This window comes from Niallia circulans NBRC 13626 (assembly GCF_001591585.1).
GTDB classification, from domain to species: domain Bacteria; phylum Bacillota; class Bacilli; order Bacillales; family Cytobacillaceae; genus Niallia; species Niallia circulans.
In genome coordinates, this window is sequence record NZ_BCVE01000003.1 from 196,015 (window position 1) to 220,282 (window position 24,268).

The 24,268-nt window shown below is 36.3% G+C and carries 19 protein-coding genes and 1 riboswitch; of the genes, 3 read left to right on the forward strand and 16 right to left on the reverse strand.

Annotated elements, in window-relative coordinates; translation table 11 throughout:
* Positions 1-6: 6 nt before the first annotated feature.
* The 7 genes from BCI01S_RS05225 to BCI01S_RS05255 form a co-directional block, all read right to left on the reverse strand.
* Positions 7-2,790: an ATP-binding protein gene (locus BCI01S_RS05225; RefSeq protein WP_047940910.1), complete on the reverse strand. Its 2,784-nt coding sequence runs from the start codon at positions 2,788-2,790 to the stop codon at positions 7-9.
* Positions 2,791-3,084: 294 nt separating this feature from the next.
* On the reverse strand, positions 3,085-5,571 hold the full coding sequence (locus BCI01S_RS05230) for a DEAD/DEAH box helicase (RefSeq protein WP_172885255.1): 2,487 nt from the start codon (positions 5,569-5,571) through the stop codon (positions 3,085-3,087).
* 341 nt (positions 5,572-5,912) lie between these two features.
* A complete protein-coding gene (locus BCI01S_RS05235; protein WP_061797050.1) occupies positions 5,913-6,854 on the reverse strand; it encodes an ABC transporter ATP-binding protein in 942 nt (313 codons plus the stop codon).
* Positions 6,851-7,906, reverse strand: a complete 1,056-nt coding sequence (locus BCI01S_RS05240) for an ABC transporter ATP-binding protein (RefSeq protein WP_047940912.1) — start codon at positions 7,904-7,906, stop codon at positions 6,851-6,853. Before BCI01S_RS05240 ends, BCI01S_RS05235 begins: the two co-directional genes overlap by 4 nt.
* An 18-nt stretch (positions 7,907-7,924) precedes the next feature.
* A complete protein-coding gene (gene opp3C / locus BCI01S_RS05245) occupies positions 7,925-9,079 on the reverse strand; it encodes an oligopeptide ABC transporter permease (RefSeq protein WP_047940913.1) in 1,155 nt (384 codons plus the stop codon).
* Between the two features lies 1 nt (position 9,080).
* Entirely contained in the window at positions 9,081-10,010 is a 930-nt protein-coding gene (gene opp3b, locus BCI01S_RS05250; RefSeq protein ID WP_047940914.1) for an oligopeptide ABC transporter permease, read from the reverse strand.
* A 154-nt stretch (positions 10,011-10,164) separates the two neighbouring features.
* Positions 10,165-11,835, reverse strand: a complete 1,671-nt coding sequence (locus BCI01S_RS05255) for a peptide ABC transporter substrate-binding protein (RefSeq protein WP_061797055.1) — start codon at positions 11,833-11,835, stop codon at positions 10,165-10,167.
* Between the two features lie 644 nt (positions 11,836-12,479).
* Between BCI01S_RS05255 and BCI01S_RS25890 the strand changes: the two genes are divergently transcribed.
* Both BCI01S_RS25890 and acsA read left to right on the forward strand, forming a co-directional pair.
* Positions 12,480-12,695, forward strand: a complete 216-nt coding sequence (locus BCI01S_RS25890) for a DUF3899 domain-containing protein (RefSeq protein WP_235844442.1) — start codon at positions 12,480-12,482, stop codon at positions 12,693-12,695.
* Between the two features lie 156 nt (positions 12,696-12,851).
* Positions 12,852-14,570, forward strand: coding sequence for an acetate--CoA ligase (gene acsA, locus BCI01S_RS05260; protein ID WP_061797056.1), 1,719 nt, complete (start codon positions 12,852-12,854; stop codon positions 14,568-14,570).
* A 58-nt stretch (positions 14,571-14,628) separates the two neighbouring features.
* On the opposite strand, the gene amyS is transcribed toward acsA, so the two are convergent.
* On the reverse strand, positions 14,629-16,173 hold the full coding sequence (gene amyS / locus BCI01S_RS05265; RefSeq protein ID WP_047940918.1) for an alpha-amylase: 1,545 nt from the start codon (positions 16,171-16,173) through the stop codon (positions 14,629-14,631).
* Positions 16,174-16,502: 329 nt separating this feature from the next.
* Here amyS and BCI01S_RS05270 point away from each other — a divergent pair, with 329 nt between their 5' ends.
* Positions 16,503-17,420 carry an aldo/keto reductase gene (locus BCI01S_RS05270; RefSeq protein ID WP_047940919.1) on the forward strand — a complete coding sequence of 306 codons (918 nt, stop codon included), beginning with the start codon at positions 16,503-16,505 and terminating at the stop codon, positions 17,418-17,420.
* A gap of 66 nt (positions 17,421-17,486) precedes the next feature.
* On the opposite strand, the gene queF is transcribed toward BCI01S_RS05270, so the two are convergent.
* From queF to BCI01S_RS05310, 8 genes are all read right to left on the reverse strand, one after another.
* Complete coding sequence (gene queF / locus BCI01S_RS05275; protein WP_047940920.1) at positions 17,487-17,987, reverse strand: preQ(1) synthase; 501 nt, start codon at positions 17,985-17,987, stop codon at positions 17,487-17,489.
* Positions 17,988-18,112: 125 nt separating this feature from the next.
* Positions 18,113-18,159, reverse strand: a riboswitch (PreQ1 riboswitch).
* Positions 18,160-18,248: 89 nt separating this feature from the next.
* Positions 18,249-18,629, reverse strand: a complete 381-nt coding sequence (mnhG, locus tag BCI01S_RS05280; RefSeq protein WP_047940921.1) for a monovalent cation/H(+) antiporter subunit G — start codon at positions 18,627-18,629, stop codon at positions 18,249-18,251.
* Positions 18,607-18,891: a Na(+)/H(+) antiporter subunit F1 gene (locus BCI01S_RS05285; protein WP_047940922.1), complete on the reverse strand. Its 285-nt coding sequence runs from the start codon at positions 18,889-18,891 to the stop codon at positions 18,607-18,609. The genes mnhG and BCI01S_RS05285 overlap by 23 nt, the downstream gene beginning before the upstream one ends.
* Positions 18,884-19,366, reverse strand: coding sequence for a Na+/H+ antiporter subunit E (locus tag BCI01S_RS05290; RefSeq protein ID WP_047940923.1), 483 nt, complete (start codon positions 19,364-19,366; stop codon positions 18,884-18,886). Before BCI01S_RS05290 ends, BCI01S_RS05285 begins: the two co-directional genes overlap by 8 nt.
* Before the next feature lie 40 nt (positions 19,367-19,406).
* Positions 19,407-20,888: a Na+/H+ antiporter subunit D gene (locus tag BCI01S_RS05295; protein WP_047940924.1), complete on the reverse strand. Its 1,482-nt coding sequence runs from the start codon at positions 20,886-20,888 to the stop codon at positions 19,407-19,409.
* Positions 20,881-21,219, reverse strand: a complete 339-nt coding sequence (locus BCI01S_RS05300; protein ID WP_047940925.1) for a Na(+)/H(+) antiporter subunit C — start codon at positions 21,217-21,219, stop codon at positions 20,881-20,883. Before BCI01S_RS05300 ends, BCI01S_RS05295 begins: the two co-directional genes overlap by 8 nt.
* The gene (locus BCI01S_RS05305; protein WP_047940926.1) at positions 21,219-21,644 is read right to left on the reverse strand and encodes a Na(+)/H(+) antiporter subunit B; all 426 of its coding nucleotides are present in this window, start codon (positions 21,642-21,644) and stop codon (positions 21,219-21,221) included. Before BCI01S_RS05305 ends, BCI01S_RS05300 begins: the two co-directional genes overlap by 1 nt.
* Entirely contained in the window at positions 21,628-24,045 is a 2,418-nt protein-coding gene (locus tag BCI01S_RS05310; RefSeq protein ID WP_047940927.1) for a Na+/H+ antiporter subunit A, read from the reverse strand. The genes BCI01S_RS05305 and BCI01S_RS05310 overlap by 17 nt, the downstream gene beginning before the upstream one ends.
* Positions 24,046-24,268 lie beyond the last annotated feature (223 nt).

Genomic DNA, 24,268 nt, shown 5'->3' on the forward strand with positions numbered 1-24,268 from the left:
TCCTCCTTACTTTGCTAACCATACTCTTAAGACGGAGTATAATTGATCCAAATCTAGCGGCTTACTGATATAATCAGATGCTCCCGCCTCTAAACATTTTTCACGGTCATTCTTCATCGCCTTTGCCGTTAATGCGATAATAGGTATCTCTGTCAGATTCAGCGTTTGGCGGATAATTGTCATGGTTTCATAACCATTCATATTCGGCATCATAATATCCATTAGTATCACATCTAAATCTGTAGTTCTATCCAGAATGTCCAAACATTCCTTTCCGTTATAGGCAACAAGGACATCCATCCCTCTTTTTTCAAGCGTCGTTTTAAGAGCAAAGATATTACGATTATCATCGTCTACAATCAATACCTTTTTCCCTTTAAACACATCCTCATTCTCATCCTTAGAAATCACGATTTCTGTTTTTCTTTCTTCTTCCTGCTTTTGTTCTTCTTTATCTATTTCTTGTCGAGCTTCTTGCTTTTTCACTTCCATTGTAGCAGCTACATTCATCTCACTAATATTGAGCTGAGTGTCTGCTATTCCATTTGGAAGACTTGGAATAATGAGGGTAAAAGTACTTCCCTTGCCTTCCTCACTCTTCAAGGAAATCCAGCCACCTAGCAATCTAGCAAACTCTCTACAAATGGAAAGGCCTAAGCCAGTACCTCCATATTTACGTACAGTTGCTCCATCTGCCTGCTGGAATGTTTCAAAGATTAATTTATGCTTATCTTTCGGTATGCCAATACCGGTGTCTGTTACAGAAATATCTAGCCAATCATTGCTTAATTCTCTCATACTGCGGCTAATCTGGTTTCTCTTCTTAATATTTAAGGAAACTGTTCCGCTTTCCGTAAATTTAAAGGCATTGGATAATAGATTTTTAATAATTTGTTGGAATCTCTTTTCATCTGTAAATACGATATCTTGGAGACCTTCCTGTTTATTTACTAAAAATTCTACTTCCTTCTGGTTAGCGATAGGTGCGAAGCTTCGCTCCAATTGTGAAGTAATATCATGGATGCTTACTTCTGCAAAATGAACATCAAGCTTGCCTGCCTCTACTTTGGAAAGATCAAGAATATCATTTATAAGCGAAAGAAGATCTTTACCAGAAGAATGAATAACATTTGCAAACTCCATTTCTTCTTCCGATAGGTGATTCGACTCATTCTCCGCTAACATTTCTGAAAGAATTAGAATGCTATTTAGCGGAGTTCTTAATTCATGAGACATATTAGCTAAAAACTCTGATTTATAATTAGAATTTTGAATAACCAACTCTGTTTTCTCTTCTAATTCCTCTTTTGCTTTTTCTAAATCCCTTGTCTTCGCTTCTGCTTCTCTTGTTCGATCTTCGAGCTGTTCATTAGTAGCCATCAGTTCTTCTTTTTGCATTTGCAGTTCTTCTGATTGTGACTGTAATTCCTCTGATTGTGTTTGCAGCTCTTCTGATTGAACTTGTAACTCTTCCGTCATTGCTCTAGATTCATTTAACAAGCGGACGATTTCCATTCTACCCATAATACTATTAATCGTTAGTCCAAATGTCTCCACTACCCCGGTAATGAGATTTTGTTGAAGGGCTGTAAATTCTGTCATTGTAGCAAGCTCAAGTACAGCAATCGCCTCTCCTTCAAACAGAACGGGTACAATGATAATACTGCGTGGAGAAACATCCCCTAGCCCTGTTGCAATTAAGCGATAATCACTTGGAATTTCTTGATAATGCAAGACGCGCTGTTCTTTGGCACTTTGACCAATCAGACCTTCTCCTAATTGAAAAGTATCTCGAGCAATCGTATCACCAGATTCAGCAAATGTTGCCGTTTTTAGATAGGTTTCCTTTTTTTGTTGAGTATCTTTCACATAAAAGGCTCCAAAGCTTGCATTTGTTTTTTGTGCTATTTCTGTTATAAACACACTAGCCAATGATTCAATAGAAGGAATCCCTTGAATTTTCATCACAATATCAGCAACGTTTGATTGTAACCATTCTCTTTGCTCAACGGTATCAAGAAGGCTATTTGTCACTTCTGCCAGCTCTCTTATTTCATCTTTTGTCCGGACATGAATACGAGTACTGACATTTCCTTTAGAGGCAGCGATTGTTTTAATAGACTCTGTTACTTCCTTTATTGTTCTAACAATCGATTTAGAGGTTTGGCCAGCCAGACTAATAGCAACAAGAGAAATCAAGACTAATACGCCGAATAGTCCTACTGTTAAAGCATTATTTTGTTGGTCCAGCTTTGTTGCCTGCTTGGCCGACGCAGTCTTCTCTGTATCTCTAAGATTTGTAAACTTTTCTGTAATCTCGTTTATATAATCCCGTCCATTATCCTCTTTGAAAAATTCATCAAGAGCTTCTGTATTATTTTGTGCTTTATATTGAATGGTTGGCTCACCAGCCGTATTAATCCAATTCAAAATGTTTTCCTTTATTTCGAGTAAATTCTGCTGCTGTACAGGTTTATTACTCATTAACTGATACAATTCCTCAAATTGCTCTTTCCAATTTTCCTTCCCATCATTATACGGAATTAAGTAACTTTGATTACCTGTGATTATGTAGCCACGCTGACCTGTCTCCATATCTAATACACTTTTCTCAATGGAAGATGTAAGTTCATGTATGCGAGAATCGTAATTGATAATCGAATTACGTTCCTGTTGAAGGGAGCGTATTTGATTATTTAGTAAAATTACTGACACAAGTAAGCAAAGAATGATAACAATGTAACCAAGGATAATTTTGGAGCGAATGCCAAACTTAAATTTCGAATCCATTTGATTACCTTCCTTAACTTATTTTCTATTTTAATAGTATAGTATTTACAATAAAAATGAAAAGGGAATTTGCTCTATTTTCTTCTTATTCATCTAGTTTATATTACTTTTTTTATCGCTTCAACTTTACAAGCCTATGCTTTATATTACCTACTAATGATTTTGTAAGCAAAATGATGCTTGAGTAACACTTTACTTTTCCATTGCTTACAACGTGGAAAACAAAGGGTGAGAATGACTATATTTACCGCTTCTCACCCTTCTCTAACATTCAAAGCCCTTATGTGTATTAATTTACGTCTGATAAAAACAATCATTACAAACAGCAAATTTAAATTTAGCTGCTAGTTCTTTCCCACATTTCTTGCATTGCTTCGTTCGTTTCTTCCCTTTAATCCCTGTCTTTAACTGATCGTTTATTTGGTCACTCAATTCCAGTCTTACCTTTTCCCAATAATAAGCTTCTGTCCTTCTTTCTAATCTATATAGGAATAATAAGTGAAGACCAATCGCTTTGTAAGCGAGTTCCAATTCCTCCAGACTATCTTGTTTAATTTTCGGTTCTGGTAAATCCCTGTTTTCCACAATTGCCTCCATATTTACTTTCCATTGCGCTCGTAATGAGGCTTCACTTGTGGCGAATGGTAGTTTCAGAAAACTAAATAAATCATGCAGGGACATTCTCGCTTCGACCATTGTATCCATAATCATTTCATATAGCTGCATTTCCTCGGTTAGCGAGGCCTTTTTTGTTCCTTCTGGACTTCTAAAATGTCCCCATAAATAAAAGAAGAGCCCTAGGTTATTGGAATACTTTTGAAATCTTTCTAAAACAGCACTTGTTGGTGCTATTGTGAATCTATACAAGTCTTCATCTCTTTTTTCTAATAAATACTTCATTCTTTTACGGTCACTGGTGAAAGCAACACGCCCAATATCATATATTCCCTTTCTTCCTGCTCTACCTGCAATCTGCTTCACTTCCTGTGAGGTTAACATCCTTCTTCTTATCCCATCAAATTTGTCATTCTCTAAGAAGACAATTCTCCTTATTGGTAAATTAAGCCCCATCCCAATTGCATCTGTTGAAACAATAACTTTCGTTTCTCCGTTAATAAAACGCTCCATTTGTTTTTTTCTTGCTTCTGGTGGCATACTTCCATAAATTATACTGACTTGCCACCCTTTTCTTTGTAATTCAGAGGCTGTTTCTAAGACACTTCTTCTTGAGAAACACACTAAGGCGTCTCCCTTTCTTGTATGACTTAATTGAAACAACTCATTTTCTACCTGTAACGGTGTCTCCCGTCGATATTCATGAACCTCTACATCTATATCACCTAATAACTGCAAAATCATGTTTTTGGCATGCAGACTTGCAATAATATGGACCTCTTTTGCATTTGCCTTGGTGATAGCACGATACCATGAGAATCCTCGTTCTCTGTCCGCAATCATTTGTGCCTCATCAATGACAACAACTTCGTAAAAATCCTTTTCGTGAAACATTTCTACTGTACTCGATTGATGTTGAGCCTCTAGAACAAGCTTCTCTTCTTCCCCTGTTTTTAGCGAACATGGAACTCCTTGCTGATTTAGCTTCTCATAAATTTCTAATGCTAATAATCTCAATGGAGCTAAATATAAACCGCTTGTAGCTTGCATCATTCGGTTAATTGCTTGAAACGTTTTACCAGTATTCGTTTCTCCAGTATGAAGGATATATTTAACATCTATATTGGTTGGAGGATAATATTCTCTTCCAAATATATCCTCAATCATTCTTGCTTCTTCTTCTTTACGTCGTCTTTGCTCCTCTCGATCTTCTGCTTCCTTCTGTTCCTTCCTTTGACGGTCTTTTTCCATAATCTCTTTATGAATTTCTACATCAAAAGGAATATCTAATAATTTTTCCAAATCAATTACATACTCAGAAAACAAATCCTCAAGAAACTCTTCTGTTATTTCTTCCAGTAAAGGCGTGCTTATTTCTAGTAAAAAGGAATTGCTTAAGGAATGGTCAAATATGTCTTCATATTCTTCTTTTATTCGAGTAGGCAATTTATCTTTAAGCCATGTCGGCAAAAAATCAATTAAATGCTGAAAAATTAAATTTTCATATGCTTCTGTCCGGTCTTCCAAAAAGTAAAATTGGTTATAGGGCATATTCATTTCATTTGATAAATATTCTTCAAAGGTTAATTCCATCGAAGATAAAACAATGCCATTCCGTTCTATCTCTAGCGCGATATTGCTTCCTGTTAAATAGCGAATATAGAGAAACAATTCCTCATAATGCTTTTCCATTAATTGCTCAATATAATAAGAGAATTTCATTTTATATTTACGTTTCTCTTCTAGATCTTTCTGTTCTTCTACGTTTTGCAAATAGCTTTTTCGTCTTTCTTTATACCTTTTTTCCCATTCTTCTTTATTATCCCCTAGGTTTGTTCTTAACCATTCTTCATAAGGGAATACTTCAACCTCGCGAATTTCACTTCTAAATAATCGGTTAATAACCTTTTTATTAAGATCATTAATGTCTAATCCCTTATTCGTGAGATATTGCTTCTTCTCAGCATACTTGACATGACTAGTGGCGGTATTAAGCCAAGTATTTAGCCAAATTTGCTCTATAAATACTTTTCGGTCATCCATATATTGTTCAAAAGCAGGCAGACGATCTTGTTTCTCTAAATACTTATTAACATCATTTAATATATGGTTTTTTGTTTGTTGAATCGCTTTATCGTATTGCGGTTTTAATATTGGATTTATCATGATGAACTCCTATAGGAAATGTTATACCATTCTTATTTTCCTTTATTTTATCTTAGACATGTAGTTTTTTTAAAATTTTTTAGACTTTCTCCCATTTTTCATGTGGACTTTATTAACGATCATAACATGGATACTAAACTAAAAAGTTGTTATATTGATTTATTTTATTCCATGTCGCTTTTTATCGTTTATTTGCATACGATTTTTGTGTTTTGAAAGATTATTTCCTTAAAAATAGGGGAAAATAAGTAAAGGATGATTTCTCGGGAAATAAAAAAATCCTTGCACGTTGGCAAGGATTATTTGGAAGGGTCTTCTTTAATAGAGTAAATTTTGTTAAATTAGTTTTTCTTAAGGCTTAATTCTTTTTTATACTTCTCTAGTTCTTTCTCTGTGCAGCGTACAAAGTGACCTGGAGTTACTTCTCTTAACTCAGCCGGTTCACTAGTATCATGTACAGATGGATCATATGCAATTCTCTTGCGCTCACGTTCATATCGTGGATCTGGAAGTGGAATTGCGGATAATAATGATTTTGTGTATGGGTGAATTGGGTTTTCATACAATTCATCTGCTTCTGCAAGCTCTACCATATTCCCCATATACATAACACCAATACGATCACTAATATATTTTACCATGGAAAGATCATGGGCAATAAATAAATAAGTCAATCCACGCTCTTTTTGAAGCTTTTTCAAAAGATTTACTACCTGTGCTTGAATAGAAACGTCTAGTGCAGAAATAGGCTCATCACAGATAATGAAATCTGGCTCAACAGCTAGGGCGCGAGCAATCCCAATTCTCTGCCTTTGACCGCCGCTGAATTCGTGCGGGAAGCGTGTGGCATGCTCTTTATTCAACCCAACTACTTCAAGGAGTTCTTCGACTCTTTGACGACGCTCTTCTGGTGTTTTTGCAAGATTATGATTATCAATTCCTTCTGCAATAATATCAAGTACAGTCATGCGTGGATTTAGAGAAGAATGTGGATCTTGGAAAATCATTTGCATTTTTTGATTAAATTTGCGAAGCTCTGCCTTTGATTTTTTTCCGTGCACATCTTCGCCTTCAAATTTCACTTCTCCACCTGTTGCATCGTAAAGACGGATGATTGTTCTACCTGTTGTTGATTTTCCACAACCAGATTCTCCAACCAGACCAAAAGTTTCTCCTTTAAAAATATCAAAGGATACACCGTCAACGGCTTTAATGACTCTATCTCTACCTGCGGAAAAGTGTTTTTGCAAGTTTTTTACTTCTAGTAATTTTTCTCTAGTCAACGTTTTTCACCGTCCTTGCGACCTGTTTTGGAGAAACCAAGCATTCTTTGCTTAACAGCTTCTGGCGGCTCAACCTTTGGTGCATCTTCATGCAATAACCAGGTTGCAGCATAATGCGTATCAGAAACTTTAAACATTGGCGGCTCCATTACTGTATCGATTTCTAGCGCAAATTGATTTCTAGGCGCAAATGCATCTCCTGCTGGAGGCTTTAACATATTCGGCGGGCTTCCAGGGATAGCGAAAAGCTCTTCATCCGTACTATCTAGGGTTGGCATCGATCCAATCAATCCCCAAGTATATGGATGCTTTGGATTATAGAAAATATCATCTACTGTGCCAATTTCAACAATTTTTCCAGCATACATAACAGCAACACGGTCTGCCACATTCGCCACAACACCAAGGTCATGTGTAATAAAAATAATCGCACTATCTGTTTTCTTTTGAATATCTTTCATCAATTCTAGGATTTGTGCCTGAATCGTAACATCAAGTGCTGTTGTTGGTTCATCGGCAATTAAAATCTTTGGGTTACACGCAAGAGCAATCGCTACAACCACACGTTGACGCATTCCACCTGAGAATTGATGCGGAAACTGATTAATGCGGATTTCCGCTTGTGGAATACCAACTAATTCGAGTAATTCTAAGGCACGCTTTTTTGCATCAGACTTATTCATATTTTGATGCTTTATTAAGCCTTCCATGATTTGGTTACCAATTTTCATTGTTGGGTTTAAAGAAGACATCGGGTCTTGAAACACCATGGAAATATCTTTTCCGCGAATTTTTTGCATTTCTTTTTTTGACTTTTTTACAAGATCTTCGCCTTCAAATAATATTTCTCCACTTTTGATGACACTTTGCGGTTCAGGAAGAAGTCTCATTAAAGCATTGGACGTAACGGATTTACCAGAACCGGACTCTCCTACAATTGCTAATGTTTCCCCTTTATTTAATTCAAAGCTCACACCGCGAACAGCTTGTACTTCACCGTTGTAGGTGTTAAATGATACTCTTAAATCTTTGACTTCTAATAATTTACTCATTTATAAACACCTACTCTCTTATTTATGCATTTTAGGATCGAATGCATCACGTAATCCATCACCTAATATATTGAATGCAATCATTAATACTGACAATACAGTCGCTGGGAAAACTAATAAATATGGGTACAATCGTAAATTAGCAAATCCTAGTTCAATTAATGCCCCTAATGAAGCATTAGGCGGAACAATACCAAGTCCGATAAAGCTTAGGAATGCTTCGAAGAAGATAGCTCCAGGAATCGAGAACATAGTATTAACAATAATTATCCCCGTAATATTCGGAACTAAATGTTTTCTAATAATTGTACCATTTGTCGTTCCTAATGTTCTTGCTGCCAGTACAAATTCTTGGTTGGTAAGTTTAAGTACCTCACCACGAACAATCCTAGACATTCCGATCCATCCTGTAATCGCTAAGGCAATAACAATAGAGACAATTCCTGGCTGGAGAATCAGCATCATTAATAGAATAATTACTAAGTTTGGTATTCCTACTAATATCTCAGCGATACGCTGCAAGACGTTATCGACTCTTCCGCCATAGAATCCAGATACCCCGCCATACGTTACACCGATTAATAAATCGAGTATAGCAGCGACAAACGCAATGATTAATGATACGCGAGTACCTTCCCAAAGCCTTGTCCATTGGTCACGGCCCAGTGTATCCGTACCAAACCAGAAATACGTATCATCCATATCTTTTGCTTCATAAATATGGTAGGTTGCTCTTACGGCAGCAGAATTTCTTGTGCCGTCGCCTTCCTCTAAAACTTTGATATCAACAAACTCATCTGTACTTTTATATCGAGCCATTGCTTTTGCAGTTGCATCCTCTACATTCGTACCTTCATATCTACCAGATAATGTACCATCTAAGCCTAACCAAGAAACATTCTCTAAAACTGGTATTCTAGGAGGAAGCTTCGCACGGGAAAGGTTCTGTCCATCGTTTCCGTAGTCATTCATATGTGGTCCAATAATACTCATTACGATTATTAATAGTATTATAAATATACTGACAATTGCCGGCTTGTTTTTTAATAACGTTCTTCTTGCATCCTGAGCAAATGTTCTGCTTGGTGCAGAAATTTTCTCACTTGTATTCTCTTCTTGCTTAAGAGGTCTAAATAAATTTTTATCTATTTGATTAAGATTCTTTTTATCCATTTTATTTTTTTCCTCCTGCAATTCTAATTCTCGGATCAATTAATCCATATAGGAGGTCAATGATTAAAATTATAATAACAAAGCCAAAAGCAAACATTAAGGTTGTTCCCATAATTGTTGGATAATCATTTACAGTAACAGATGTAACAAATTGCTCCCCAATTCCAGGAATAGCAAAAATTTTCTCTATAACCAATGATCCTGTCATTAAACCAACGGCCATTGGACCTATAACGGTAACTAGCGGAATCAGTGCATTGCGCAATCCATGTTTGAAGATAATTCCTGCTTCTGTAACACCTTTTGCACGAGCTGTCGTTATATAATTTGAATGCAATACCTCAATCATTTCTGTTCTTGTAAACCTCGCCGCAACCGCTAATGGAGAGATTGCAAGTGCAATGGTTGGTAGAATCGTATATTCAAAACCGCCCCAAAGCGCAACAGGCAGTATATCCCATCTTACTGCAAAGAAATATTGTAATAGTCCGGCAAATACGAACGAAGGAACCGATGTTCCCAGTACGGCAATAACTGTTGAGGTGTAATCGATTGGACCATTCCTATAAATCGAAGCTATCAAGCCTAGAAGAATCCCAAGCACTGTTCCTAACACTAATGCCTGTCCACCTAGAAGCGCGGAAGGACCGATTTTTGATGATAAAATTTTTGTAACAGGGGTATTATCAAATTTAAACGAAACCCCTAAATCCCCTTGCACAAGGTTTCCTAAATAACGAACATACTGAACTGGAATAGGATCGTTCAGTCCATACTTTTCCAAAATGATTGTTTTTTGTTCTTCACTTAACTTATCTTCTGCCTGCAGCGGACTTCCCGGAAGGAATTTCATCAGGAAGAAGGAGACTGTCGCGATAATGAATAACGTGATGAACATATACCATAAACGTCGAAGAAGATATCGAGCCATCTGTGCACCTCCTAATTTTCTTTGTTTATTATAGCATAATAATTTATTTTTGCTATAATCAGAATTTTCCTACTCAAAAATACAAGAGAGTATATGCTATAAAAGCATACACTCCCTCTTATTTCATAGCATCGAATTTTTCATAAAAGCAAAATTATTCTGCAGATCCTATAGATACCCATTTGTATTCATAAGTTGGTCCAAATGGATTATCAATTAAGCCTTGAATTTTTGGTGATGATAGGAATGCGCCAGCACGTTGATATACAGGAGCGATTGCTGCATCATCAAATAGAATTTTTTCAGCTTTTAAGAAGTTTTGGTAACGAGCTTCATTGTCTGTAGCAAGAGTTGTTGTCGTTTCTTCTAACAACTTGTCGTACTCAGGATTTGAGTAACCCATTTTGTTATTTCCGCCATCCGTAACCCATAAGCTTAAGAAAGTATATGGATCAAGGTAGTCAGGACTCCAACCAGCTAATTGAAGATCATAATCTTGGTTTTTATCTAAGTCTAAACGTTGTTCAAATGGTACTTGTTTCAATGTTACTTTTAAACCTGGTAGGTTTGTTTGTAACTGATTAGCTAAGTATTCATTCATTGTTTTCGATACGTCTGTATCCCCACCTAAGAATTCAATTTCTACAGATTTAGTACCTAATTCTTTTAGGCCTTTTTCCCAGAATTCTTTCGCAGCAGCAGTATCATATGTTACTAAATCTCCACTAACTTTACGGAAATCACCGCTGCCATCTGTCATTGGAGTGAAATCAGCTGGAATTAAACCGTTAGAAACTAAAGAACCATTGTTTAGGATAGTGTTAACTAATGACTCTTTATCAAACGCACGGCTGATCGCTGCACGGATGTTTTTATTAGCAAGCGCTTTGTTTCTTGTTTGGTTAATTTTTAGATAGAACACTGAGTTATCAGCTTTAACTGTATAGTCTTCATGAGAAGAGTATTGGTCAACTAAGTCTGATGATAATGAAGCACGGTCAACTTCGCCTTTTTCATATAGGTCAACCATTGTTTGAGCGTCTTTTACTACTACATAGTTGATTTTTTCTAACTTAACTGTATCTGCATCCCAGTATGTGTCGTTTTTAGCAAGATTCCACTTTTGCGCAGTACTTTCCCAGTTTTCTAAAACAAATGGACCGTTTGATAAAAGAGTGTCAGAGCTAGTCGCGAATTTATCGCCTTTTTCTTCCACAAATTTTTGATTTAATGGTAAGAATGTACCGAATGTTGTTAATGATTCAAAATACGCAGTTGGGTTAGCAAGTTCAACAACTAAAGTATGGTCGTCTTCTGCTTTAACTCCTAGTTCTTCTACTTTCTTTTCGCCTTTATTGATTTCTGTAGCGTTTTTGATTACGCCACCCATCATATATGGACCGTACTCAGAACCAGTGTCAGGATTTACTGCACGCTGCCAAGCATAAACGAAATCGTTAGCAGTTACAGGATCTCCGTTTGACCATTTAGCATCTTCACGTAACTTGAATGTCCAAGTTAAACCATCTTTAGATACTTTGTGAGATTCTGCAATACCTGGTTCTACCTTAGCATCTTTACCTAAACGATAAAGACCTTCCATAGTAGCTCCTAAGAATTGGAAACCGTATTCATCCGTAGCCATTGATGGATCCATGGATGGAATTGCATCTCCGTTAATTAAGTTTAATACTTGTTCTACATCTTTATTTTCTGCTGACTTATCTGAACCTTTAGACCCTTTGTCGTCGCCACCAGAACATGCCGCTAAAAATACACTTAACACTAACGTCAGTGAAAGCAGCCAAGTAAATTTGCGCTTCATTAAAAAAGACCCCCCATTGTTATATTATTCTGTAAATTACATCTAAAAAAGAAGCTAAAGAGAGTATACTATTATTCTAGTAGAGTTGTAAAGACTAAATATAGAGATAATTTCAAATATTGTTATACTAAAACAGTACTATACTGCATTAAAACAATAAAGACAACGCTTACTTTTTTGATAAAATTCTAAAAATTATTATCAAAAAAGAGGGGAAAAATACTTCAAAAGGCCCCACTATTGTAAAATATATCCATATGCCAATATACTTTTTCTCCATATATTAGCAGATTATTTTATTATACTAGAATTTTTTAGCGAGTGCTGTTTCACATAACAGTGGTCTATTACAACTTTTAGTGTAAAAGGTAAATAAAAATACTGGTTTTCTGAAATATTGAATTTCTATCCCTTTTTCTAAAAATGTACTTTCAATTAGAGTTAAGGTAAAATACTTTTATTCGTGATTAAAAACTTAATTAAAAAAGGTGAAACTTCATGCAAAATAAAAAATGGTCTATATTTCTTATAAATCTCTTTCTTACATTCATTCTTTTTTTATCTCTTCATCGTCATATTCTTTTGTTCATTATATTAATGCCGTCTTTTATTTAACTTTCTTTTATATTGTTATTTTTCTATTTATGTATATTGCTAAGGGCGGTTTTTTCGACGGAGTAACATTCAGTTTCAGACGGTTCCATCATGTTATTCTAAAAAGTAATGATTATTTAGAAGAATGGAAGGAGAAGCCTCTTCCTTCTCAAAAATTTAATAAAAGGTTTTACTCTGTTCTTAAGTTCCAAGTTATATCTTTATTTGCTTATTTACTAATTTTATTGATAATTTACTATATCTAATAAGATGGAGTTTTATAGTAATCTTTTATCCCGTACATTCTCCCTATTTTTCTACAACGTAGGAATATTTATTTAATTACAACATTAAAATTGTATATATAGTGTTTACCCATTATAATGGTGTTGTAAAAATATTGAAATGAGGGGGATGTATTAATGAAATTGGAAGCGTTTCCACCTGTAAAAGGCAGACATAACCTTGAAAACTATGAGGAGCTGTACCAACATTTCAAATGGGATCAAGCAGAAAAGGATTTTTCATGGCATCAGACTGGAAAAATTAATTTGGCCTATGAAGCTATTGATCGTCATGCTGAAAACTACCGCGCCAATAAAGTAGCCCTCCATTATTTTCATCCATCAAGAAAAGAAACATACACATTTAAAGACTTAAAGAAATTCTCCAATAAAGCTGGAAATGTATTAAAGGATGTAGGAAATGTAAACAAGGGAGATCGAGTGTTTATTTTTATGCCTCGTTCCCCAGAGTTATATTTTGCTTTACTTGGAGCAATCAAACTAGGTGCCATTGTCGGCCCATTGTTCGAAGCCTTTATGGAAGATGCGGTGAAAGACCGTCTCTATGATAGTGAAGCAAAAGTAATTATAACCACACCTGAACTAGTAAATAGAATTCCACATACAGAATTACCTGCTCTCGAAACTATTTTTATTGTCGGTGAAAATATCCAAGAAGACGATAAAACAAAGGATTTCCTTCATTACTTTCAAACAGCATCTACAGAATTAGACATAGAATGGGTCGATCGCAAGGATGGTTTAATCCTTCACTATACCTCTGGGTCAACAGGAAAGCCTAAAGGTGTGCTTCATGTTCACAATGCTATGATCCAACATTATCAAACGGCAAAATGGGTATTAGATTTACAAGAGGAGGATGTATATTGGTGCACAGCTGATCCTGGCTGGGTTACAGGTACCTCCTACGGAATTTTTGGGCCATGGCTTACAGGCTCAACAAATGTTGTGGCAGGAGGTCGCTTTAGTCCTGATGTATGGTATAAAACGATCGAAACTTTTGGAGTAACTGTTTGGTATAGTGCTCCTACCTCCTTTAGAATGCTAATGGCGGCTGGAGAGGAGGTAACAGAAAAATATACACTCTCTTCGTTACGTCATATATTAAGTGTTGGCGAACCACTGAATCCCGAGGTAATTCGATGGGGATACGATGTGTTTGGACATCGTATCCATGACACTTGGTGGATGACGGAAACTGGTGCTCAACTAATATGCAATTTACCATGTATGGATATTAAATTAGGTTCAATGGGGAAACCATTACCGGGAATTGAAGCAGTAATTTTAGATGACAATGGCAACATTCTGCCGCCAAACCAAATGGGGAATTTAGCCATAAAAAAAGGCTGGCCTTCGATGATGCATACAATATGGAACAACCAAGAAAAATTTAATAGCTATTTCCAACATGATGAATGGTATGTTTCAGGAGACTCTGCTTATATGGATGAAGAGGGATATTTCTGGTTCCAAGGGCGAGTTGATGATGTTATTATGACTGCTGGAGAAAGAGTTGGACCATTTGAAGTGGAAAGTAAATTAATCGAATTTCCAGCAGTGGCAGAAGCTGGCGTCATCGGTAAACCGGATCCAATTCGAGGGGAAATTATCAAAGCCTTTATTGCATTGGTTGATGGCTATGAGCAAACGGATGAATTAAAAGAGCAGATAAGATTATTTGTAAAAACCGGCTTGGCTGCTCATGCTGCTCCAAGAGAAATCGAATTCTGTGAAAAGCTGCCAAAAACTCGGAGTGGGAAGATTATGAGACGAGTACTGAAAGCTTGGGAGCTTGGTCTTCCAACAGGCGATCTTTCTACGATGGAGGATTAAGAGAACGAAAAAAGAGAAGAGTTGCTCCAGTAAGATTGGCTAACTCTTCTCTTTATTATTATTTTTGTACATAAATAGAAACAGAACCGCCATTTACATAGAATTGGCCCCAGCCATCATTATTAATAGTGACTGTTTCCTTTCTATTCCCTGTAATATCGTACCAGACTTCTCCAGCATTTTGTTTTCCTACTTCCATCCATTTATATCCTCCAGGACCATCTGTTATTAACGTCGCCAGTCCTGATTTATCCCTTGCAGCCTCTCCCTCTCTAGTCCATCCGATAATATCCCAATGATCAATATAGTCACGTTGCAAACCATATGCATAGTTTTTGCGAGCAGTTAGAATCGGATCCAACTGCGTTTTTAAAGAAGGAATCTCATAATTACTATTCCCTTTCGTTCCATAGTAATCTCCATAAAAAACAGATGGATATCCTTCAGCTCTTGTTAGAATGAAAGCATAGGCTAAGGGCTTAAACCATGTACTTACAACAGACTCCAAAGATTGTCCTGGCTGGGAATCATGGTTTTCCACTAAAGTAACTGCCAGCCTAGGATTGCTTTCCATTACAGTTCCTTTTAGAATATTCCTCATATCATAATTTCCATTGCTATTAGATGCATAATGAAAATGATAATGGAGAGGTGCATCAAAAACAGACTGATTATAATTTGTCTTTGCTAAATAGTTATTTAGCTGCCCAATATCATTCTGCCAATATTCCGCTACAGTAAACATCTCTTTACCAGTCTGGTTTCTTACATGTGTTACCCAGTCCCGCAGGTAATCATGTTTTATATGTTTAACCGCATCTAATCGAAAACCGTCTAAATTTAATTCTTTTGCATACCAGGTTCCCCATTTTTTCATTTCATTGATTACATCAGGATGTTCATAGTCAATGTCTGCATACATTAAATAATCATAATTACCATTCTCACTTGAGACTTCCCAATCCCAAGCCTTACCAGTTCCCCGAAATTTATATATTCTATTTATTTTCCTACTCTCATCCCAATCAGTCCCATCGAAATGATACCAATTCCATTTAAATGGAGAATACGTATTGCCTCTCCCAGGAAAAGTAAAGCCTGTCCATGCAGAAATTTGATAATCGCCGGATGTTTCCCGGTTTCGATTATTTGGATCTACTTCAACTGCAGTTACAGTCTCTGTAAAGTCAGCTCCTCCTTTATGATTCATTACTACATCGCCATATACATGTATGTTTTGTTTATGTAATTCAGCGATTGCCGATTTCAATTGGGCTTTTGTACCATATTTAGTCCTGACCGTTCCTTTTTGGTTAAACTCCCCTAAATCATATAAATCATAAGCACCATATCCAACATCATTTTGACTTGTTCCTTTATATGCTGGAGGGATCCAAACTGCCGTTACCCCTTTACTAGAAAGATTTGCAGCATCATTTTGAAGTCTTGTCCAATGATTTCCATCATTCGGTAAATACCATTCAAAGTATTGCATCATCGTCCCATTTGTAGAAGCCGCTGATACAAATTTTTCACTTCCAAAGGGAAACAACAAAAAAATAAGTATTACAATAATAAACGCTTTCCTTATAAAACCTTTCATTCTATTCCCACCTTTCTTGTAAGCGTTTTCTTTTTTATGATAATTATATGTCTACTTGTATGGGATAGTAAATAGGAAATCTTTCATTTCTTTTATAAAGAAACCTTCATCAGTTGGTTTTCCTCATAATACTGCTGATGGTTAGTTCGCTTATTTGATCTTTACAGGGCAGTTATTCTAACTTTGTTTCCTTCATTTCCCTTCAGTATGAGGAGGATTAAGAGCGGGATAAAAAGTACATAATATTTGCCGTTTAAGCCGTTCATATGTCAAAATGAATGAGGAAACAATAAAAGCGCTTTCCATATAGTTTAGGAGGAGTAGAAATCATGAGAACTATGAAGCTAGGTAGCAGTAATTTAGAAGTGCCAGTAGTGGCAGTTGGCTGTATGCGTATAAATTCATTAGAAAAAAAGGAAGCAGAACGATTTGTCCAAACTGCTTTAGAACATGGTGCTAACTTCTTTGATCACGCAGATATTTATGGAAAAGGTGACTGTGAGGAAATATTTGCTGACGCTATACATATGTCACCAACTGTTCGCGAAAATATTATCCTACAATCTAAATGCGGGATCAGAAAAGGAATGTTCGATTTCTCCAAAGAACATATTTTGCAATCAGTAGACGGTATTTTACAAAGATTGAACACCGAATATTTAGACACTCTTCTACTCCATCGCCCAGACGCTTTAGTGGAACCAGAAGAAGTAGCAGAAGCATTTGACATTTTGGAGCAATCAGGAAAAGTTCGCCATTTTGGTGTTTCCAACCAAAATCCAATGCAAATTCAATTATTGCAAAAATATGTGAAACAACCAATTGTGGCTAATCAATTGCAATTAAGTATTACAAATGCGAATATGATTTCTAATGGGATTAATGTCAATATGGAAAACGACTCAGCCATTAACCGTGATGGCAGCATATTAGACTTCTGTCGCTTACATGATATAACGATTCAGCCTTGGTCCCCATTCCAATTTGGTTTCTTTGAAGGCGTTTTTCTTGGCAACGATAAATTCCCTGAATTAAATCAACAAATTGATGAAATTGCAGACAAATATCAAGTAAGTAACACAACCATTGCGATTGCCTGGTTATTGCGTCACCCTGCCAATATGCAGCCAGTAATCGGCACAATGAATGTAGATCGATTAATTGATTGCATAAAAGCAAGTGACGTTTATTTAACAAGAGAAGAATGGTACAGCATTTATCGTGCCGCTGGAAATATTTTGCCATAATCTTATTAATCCAAAAGAAAAACCAGTCAACTACTCTACATAACGAGTCGCTGACTGGTTTTTTTCTTATCGATTGTCTACCTTTTCTGGGTACATATCATGGTTCATTAATCGATGTGCTGCCATCTCTTCAAATTTAGTGCCCGGTTTTCCATAATTACACCATGGGTCGATGGAAATTCCGCCTCTTGGAGTGAATTTTCCCCATACTTCAATATATCTTGGATCTAACAGTTTTATTAAATCATTCATAATAATATTGACACAATCTTCGTGAAAATCTCCATGATTGCGAAAACTAAATAAATACAACTTTAAAGATTTGCTTTCCACTATTTTCTTATTTGGTATATAAGAAATATACATTGTCGCAAAGTCAGGCTGTCCTGTTATTGGGCAAAGACTTGTAAATTCAGGACAATTAAATTTCACAAAATAATCTCTATCCGAATGAAGATTATCCACTGATTCTAATACCTCTGGTGCATAATCACTTTTATATTGAGTATTTTGATTTCCTAACAAAGTTAAATCTGTTAATCCTTCTTCGTTCTTTCTTCCTGACATGAAAAAGTCCTCCTTGTTTGGTGTTTCCCAACACTGCTTAAAAGAGAGGCATTTACCTTACGCAGAAAAACTAGCTGAATCAAACAAAAAAGCCATGTCCTTTATGGACATGGCGTGAATTGCATGTATCCATAGTTTTTTATAGAGGGTATTTGCTATGAACCTCTCCCGTTTCAGTACGGGTATATCTTTTCTTACTATATAGAATCCACAAAAATTCGTCAATTAAAAATCGCTGGCCTTCTATATCTTTTTTTCCCTTTATTTATGAATTACTTCCACTGTTTCTATCCCTTCTTTATCCATTTCAGCATTCAGATCATCTTGTACCGTTATATCCGCAAGCTTAACTTTTGAGCGATAAGCGGAACGAACAATGACATGGGATGCGACAGGAGAAGTTAAAAAAACAAAGAAAATTCCCAAGAACAGGCGAATGCTAAAAACACCTTCTATAATAAAAAAGACAAATGTGCCAACAAGGGTAAAGAGTACTCCCATAGTAGAACCTTTGGATGCAGCATGAGATCTTGTGTATACATCTGGCAGTCTTATTAATCCAAGGGAACTCAGAAAACAAAAAATAGCGCCACAGAATATAAGCAGAACAGATATGAGTTCAATCAGATTGTTTTCGCTCAATGACTACACCTCTTTCCATATATCGGGCAAAAGCAATCGTTCCAATAAACGACAAAATTCCAATTAATAAAATCACCTCAAAAAAACCTGTATTCCGAAGCAGAACGGAAAAAATCGCTACTCCTGCAATTAGATTGATTCCTAAACTATCTAATGCCTGTATTCTATCAGGTGCTGACGGTCCTTTGATAAGACGATATATTGTTGCAAGAATAGATATAATCAGTAAAATTAACGATCCAACCAATAATTGATCAATCATAGCGAGTCACCCTCTTTATGGCCATTTCGAATTTTTCCTTTGAACGAAAGATGGATTCCTTTTGTGCAGGGATATCCATTGCATGAATAAAGAACTTTTTATTATCGGAAGTAACCTCTACTACAACAGAACCAGGAGTTAAATTCATTAATAGAGCTAGTAAGGAGACTTCCAATTCCCCCTCTAATTCCGTTTCTAACGAAAATATTCCTGGGGAAATATTTAATCTTGGCCTTGTTATCTGCCTAATCACAACAACACTTGAGGTAAACAGCTGCTCAATAAAAACAAAAAATAACTTTACGACCGCAAAAAATGTTTCTAAATAAAATTTAGTTGGCAAATAGCGACGCAAGATAAATAAAACTAGTATACCGAACAAGTAACCAGTGAAAAATGTTAAGACATTCCATGTGTCCTGTAAAAACATCCAGATGATACCGATTAATAAGTTGATCAATATCTGCATAGGCATGGATACCACCCCTTTCTGTCTATTTACTACTTAAATTCCCTTAATTATTGCTTAAAACAGCTTTGACATAATAATTGGGGTCCATCAAGCCTTCAACTGCCAAATCTACATATTCATGAATCCCTTCTGTCCCTATCCCTAATGCAATGGTTAAGAAAGTAAGGAAAGCTATTGGCAGCATTAATCCCTTCGTGGTCCCTTTTTCTTGTTCTAGTGTTAAATCGGTATAGCCCCAAAACACAGCCATAAATACTTTCATAATAGAATAAAGGACAAATAAGCTGCTGATCAGTCCAAATGCACCTAACCAGTAATATCCTGCAGTAAAGGTACCCTCTGTAATAAATATTTTTCCTAAAAATCCACTTAGTGGAGGAATTCCTGATAAGGATAAAGCTGCAACAAAGAACATCCAGCCTAATTGCGGGTGCAAACGAATCAATCCACTCATCTCATCTAATTTACTTGTTCCAGTCAGATGAATAATTGTGCCTCCCAGTAGAAAGATAAGTGCCTTAATCACCATATCATGAATGAAATAGTAGATGGAACCAGTCATCCCCACTGTTGAGTACGTAGCAACACCCGCTAAAATAAACCCAACACCAATAACCACATTATAGGTCATCACTTTATAGATATCTCTATAGGCTACAGCTCCAATTGCTCCAAGGGTCATTGTAATAGCTGCGAGAATTCCAATTAATAAATGGGTAATGTGAACTTCATGATAAAAAATCAAGGTAAACACTCGAATAATCGCATACATTCCTACCTTGGTTAACAGCGCAGCAAAGATAGCAGAAATCGCTGTTGGTGGTGCACTATAAGAGCCTGGTAGCCAGAAGAATAAAAACAATCCAGCTTTTAAGCTAAATACAATTAGGAATAAAATTGCTACCGTCGTCATAAGCCCGCCTTGACCAACCTCTGCAATACGGACAGATAAATGAGCAAAATTTAGCGTTCCCGTAATGGCGTATAAATAAGCAATTGCAACGAGAAACAGAAAGGATGAAATAATATTTATCAGTATATATTTAATCGATTCTCTTAGCTGAACCCTTGTTCCTCCTAATGAAATCAGGACATATGAAGCAACAAGCATTACTTCAAAACAAACAAATAGGTTAAATATATCTCCTGTAAGGAAAGAACCGTTTACACCTGTTATCAAAACCAAGAATAACGGATAAAAATAATACTTCTCCAATTGTTCCCCAATCGAATGAAATGCGTACAGCAAACAGCAAAACCCAATAACACTCGTAACGAGAACAAGAATTGCTGCAAACATATCGGCAACCATACTTACACCAAACGGCGCCTCCCATCCTCCTAATTGAATGGACTGAATCCCGTCTGTTTTAATTTGATCAATTAAAACACACGCCACAATAAAAACAGAAAAAACTGCTACTAAGCTTAATATCCGATGAAGGATAACTTTATCTCGAAAAATAACCATGATCATCGCAAATACGATAGGAAGGATGATCGGCAAAATGACAATATTATTCATCCTCATTACCCCTTAATAAATCTGTATCATCGGTGCCTAGTACTTTATATGCTCTGTAGCTTAGTACTAAAAATAAAGCTGTTGTTGCAAAGTTTATGACAATGGCCGTAAGCAGCAATGCCTGAGGCAGAGAATCTGCAAAAGTATGATCGGTTATACCTAAGAGAGGTGGCCCTCCCTTATTCAATCCACCCATTGTAATAATAAGCAAGTTTACACCGTGACCAAGAATAGATGTCCCTAAAATAATTCGTAATAATGTCTTTGTTAAAATAAGGTAGATTCCGATAGAGAATAAGACACCTACAAGAATAGACATTAACGTCTCCATTATCGATCATCCCCTATTGTCATAATAATTGTTATGGCGGTCCCGATAACGGCAAGAGCCACACCCACATCGAAAAGGACTGCAGTCGCCAACTCTGTTTTTCCGAAAATCGGCAGATCAAAGTATCCAAAGGCTTGGGTTAAAAATGCTTCCCCAAATATCATTCCCCCTACCCCTGTCAAAACAGCGATTAACACGCCAACTCCCGCTAATACTTTAAAGTCAACAGGAAGGTTCTTTCGTACGGATTCAATATCAAAGGTAAGAAAAAGCAGTATAATCGCTGCCGCAAAGGTAAGACCGCCAATAAATCCGCCACCTGGAAAATGGTGTCCAGAGACAAAAAGGTTGATCGCAAAGGTGAGGATAATGACGACAGCAACCTTTGCAACACTTCGAATGATAATATCATTTGGTTCCTTCATTCTTATCTCCTCCCACTAGTCTTACCTTTATTAACGTATAAACGCCCAAACCTGCCACTGTAAGCACAAGAATCTCTAACATCGTGTCAATACCACGGAAATCTACCAAAATGGCGTTAACGATATTTTTTGCGCCGGCCAGTTTATAGGAGTTTTCATAATAGCTTGAAATAGAAGCAAATAGATGAGTTCCATTTGCAGATAGAGCAATCAGTGTAACGACTAGCCCTATGCCAATCGAAATAATGGCATTAACCACTTTAAAAGGTACCCTGCTAATTTCTTTCTTTAATTGCGGCAGATGATAGAAGCACAGCAAGAATAATACAGTAGTTACCGTTTCTACTACTAATTGCGTAAGTGCTAAATCTGGAGCTCTAAAAAGAACAAAGAAAAATGAAACAAGAAATCCTAGCGCTCCAACCGCTACAATAGATGTAATTCTCGATTTGGAGAACAGCACCGTGACAGAACTTACTATCATTGCAATTACTATTCCCATATCAAAGATAGTAATTGGTGAATCATGTGACATATCAAATGTAAAACCATTAAATAGGAACAAGGATCCCCCAATGATTAAAATGATAAAGCCAAATATATAGACTAAATAATCACGTAAAAAGCCAGTCATATAAAAATCAGTAATGGACTTGGAGAATTTCTCCAGATATTCCAAACCTAGATTATATAAATTACTTAATGTAAAGGCTTGTGGATATAAACGATAAATCTTATACCATTTTCGTAAAAGTAAATATAGTATCGTGCCTAATCCCACCACACCAATCGTCATCCAAAGCTCTGTATTAAATCCATGGAAAGCACTAATTTTTTTCGACTCGACCGTATGCGCAAGTGTTGGCAGCACGGCTGCAAATGCTGGTTTTAGCAAAAACTTCGAGACAACATTTGGAATAAAGAAGAAAAGAATAACAAGCGCACCTAGGATGATAGGCGAGAGTAACAAGCCAATCGGTGCCTCATGCACCACCTTATCTAGTTTTGGTGCTTTATTTTTCCCTCTAAATGTTTTAAAAATTAATACCATGCAATAAACAAACGTTAATACACTAGCAATCCAAGCTATAATAGGAATAAAAATTCCAATATGCTGAAGATTAAATATTTCCATTTCCGATGCTTGCACAACAGCGGTAAAGAACATTTCTTTACTTAGGAAACCATTAAATGGTGGAAGACCAGCCATCGAAAAACCGCCAATTACAGTAAGGGTAAAGGAAACTGGCATTAAGTGAATAAGCCCGCCAAGTCTCCGCAAATCCCGAGTACCGGTTTCATGGTCAATTATTCCTACGACCATAAATAAAGAGCCCTTAAAGGTGGAATGATTTACTAAGTGAAAAATCGCTGCAAAAATCGCTGTTGCATACAGCCCTGCTTCTTCTACAGCTAACCCTTTATACATTGCAGCAGAACCCAAGCCAAGCAGACTCATAATTAATCCTAATTGACTAATGGTTGAATACGCTAATAATGCTTTTAAATCTGTCTGCTTCACGGCATTAAAGGAGCCATATAGTAAAGTAAAAATGCCTATTCCTACAACAATCCAGAACCACTCCATCGTCCCGCCAAAAATAGGAGTTAGACGAGCAACTAAATAAATTCCTGCTTTAACCATCGTTGCCGAATGTAAATAAGCACTGATTGGAGTCGGTGCTTCCATGGCATCAGGAAGCCAAATACTAAACGGAAATTGGGCAGACTTCGTAAATGCCCCTAGCAAAATGAGAATCATTGCTGGTATAAATAAAGCATGGCCTTGAATTAAATCAAGTTGAAGCAGCGTTTCTCTTATGCTGGTTGTATCTGCCATAATAGAAAGCATAATCAAACCCGCCAGCATCGCAAGTCCGCCAAAAACAGTAATCAACATTGCCTTCTGTGCACCATATCTAGAACGGTCCCTTTCATACCAATAAGCAATTAACAGAAAGGACGACACACTCGTAATTTCCCAAAAAACATACAAAACATAATAATTATCAGACAATACTAGCCCAAGCATCGCTCCCATAAATAACAATAAATATACATAGAAGTTATGCAACGCCTCGCGATGCTTTGATAAATAGAAAATAGAATATAAAATGACTAAACTTCCTATCCCAGCAATCAGCAATCCAAAAACTAAGCTAAGCCCATCTAAATAGGTTATAAAGTTAATACCGTAGGCTGGTATCCATTTAACCGCAGAAGTAAACACCTCTCCTTTTGCCACTTTTGGAATGTACGTCAACAGGTAGATAAAAATAAGAAATGGCACAAATAGTACAAACCAGCCAGTATGAATTCGCGGCGTCAGCCTTTTATAAATAAAAGGCACAATTAAGGCAAACATAAATGGAAACAATATCATAAAATGTAACCAAGTCATTTTTAATTTCCCTCCTTTAAATTGGTTCTATTTTGATGAACTTAAGTCAAAAAGGTATTTATAATGGAAACGATGTCTAACCTTACTATTAGTAAAAGAATATAAATATATTTGTTCATTTGGATAATTTAAGAAATCCATTGACTCATAAAGTAGCATACGTTATAGTCATACATAGTTTATTATTAATGGTGTAAATCATTCACATCTATACCTGAGGTGA

Coding starts and splice junctions, on each gene's coding strand:
- BCI01S_RS05225 (WP_047940910.1), bottom strand. CDS start 2,790: ATGGATTCGAAATTTAAGTTTGGCATTCGCTCCAAAATTATCCTTGGT.
- BCI01S_RS05300 (WP_047940925.1), bottom strand. CDS start 21,219: ATGGAGACGTTAATGTCTATTCTTGTAGGTGTCTTATTCTCTATCGGA.
- opp3b (WP_047940914.1), bottom strand. CDS start 10,010: ATGGCTCGATATCTTCTTCGACGTTTATGGTATATGTTCATCACGTTA.
- BCI01S_RS25890 (WP_235844442.1), top strand. CDS start 12,480: ATGTATATTGCTAAGGGCGGTTTTTTCGACGGAGTAACATTCAGTTTC.
- BCI01S_RS05290 (WP_047940923.1), bottom strand. CDS start 19,366: ATGCCTATGCAGATATTGATCAACTTATTAATCGGTATCATCTGGATG.
- opp3C (WP_047940913.1), bottom strand. CDS start 9,079: ATGGATAAAAAGAATCTTAATCAAATAGATAAAAATTTATTTAGACCT.
- BCI01S_RS05240 (WP_047940912.1), bottom strand. CDS start 7,906: ATGAGTAAATTATTAGAAGTCAAAGATTTAAGAGTATCATTTAACACC.
- BCI01S_RS05270 (WP_047940919.1), top strand. CDS start 16,503: ATGAGAACTATGAAGCTAGGTAGCAGTAATTTAGAAGTGCCAGTAGTG.
- BCI01S_RS05295 (WP_047940924.1), bottom strand. CDS start 20,888: ATGAATAATATTGTCATTTTGCCGATCATCCTTCCTATCGTATTTGCG.
- BCI01S_RS05305 (WP_047940926.1), bottom strand. CDS start 21,644: ATGAAGGAACCAAATGATATTATCATTCGAAGTGTTGCAAAGGTTGCT.
- queF (WP_047940920.1), bottom strand. CDS start 17,987: ATGTCAGGAAGAAAGAACGAAGAAGGATTAACAGATTTAACTTTGTTA.
- BCI01S_RS05285 (WP_047940922.1), bottom strand. CDS start 18,891: ATGATTGATCAATTATTGGTTGGATCGTTAATTTTACTGATTATATCT.
- acsA (WP_061797056.1), top strand. CDS start 12,852: ATGAAATTGGAAGCGTTTCCACCTGTAAAAGGCAGACATAACCTTGAA.
- BCI01S_RS05255 (WP_061797055.1), bottom strand. CDS start 11,835: ATGAAGCGCAAATTTACTTGGCTGCTTTCACTGACGTTAGTGTTAAGT.
- BCI01S_RS05230 (WP_172885255.1), bottom strand. CDS start 5,571: ATGATAAATCCAATATTAAAACCGCAATACGATAAAGCGATTCAACAA.
- amyS (WP_047940918.1), bottom strand. CDS start 16,173: ATGAAAGGTTTTATAAGGAAAGCGTTTATTATTGTAATACTTATTTTT.
- BCI01S_RS05310 (WP_047940927.1), bottom strand. CDS start 24,045: ATGACTTGGTTACATTTTATGATATTGTTTCCATTTATGTTTGCCTTA.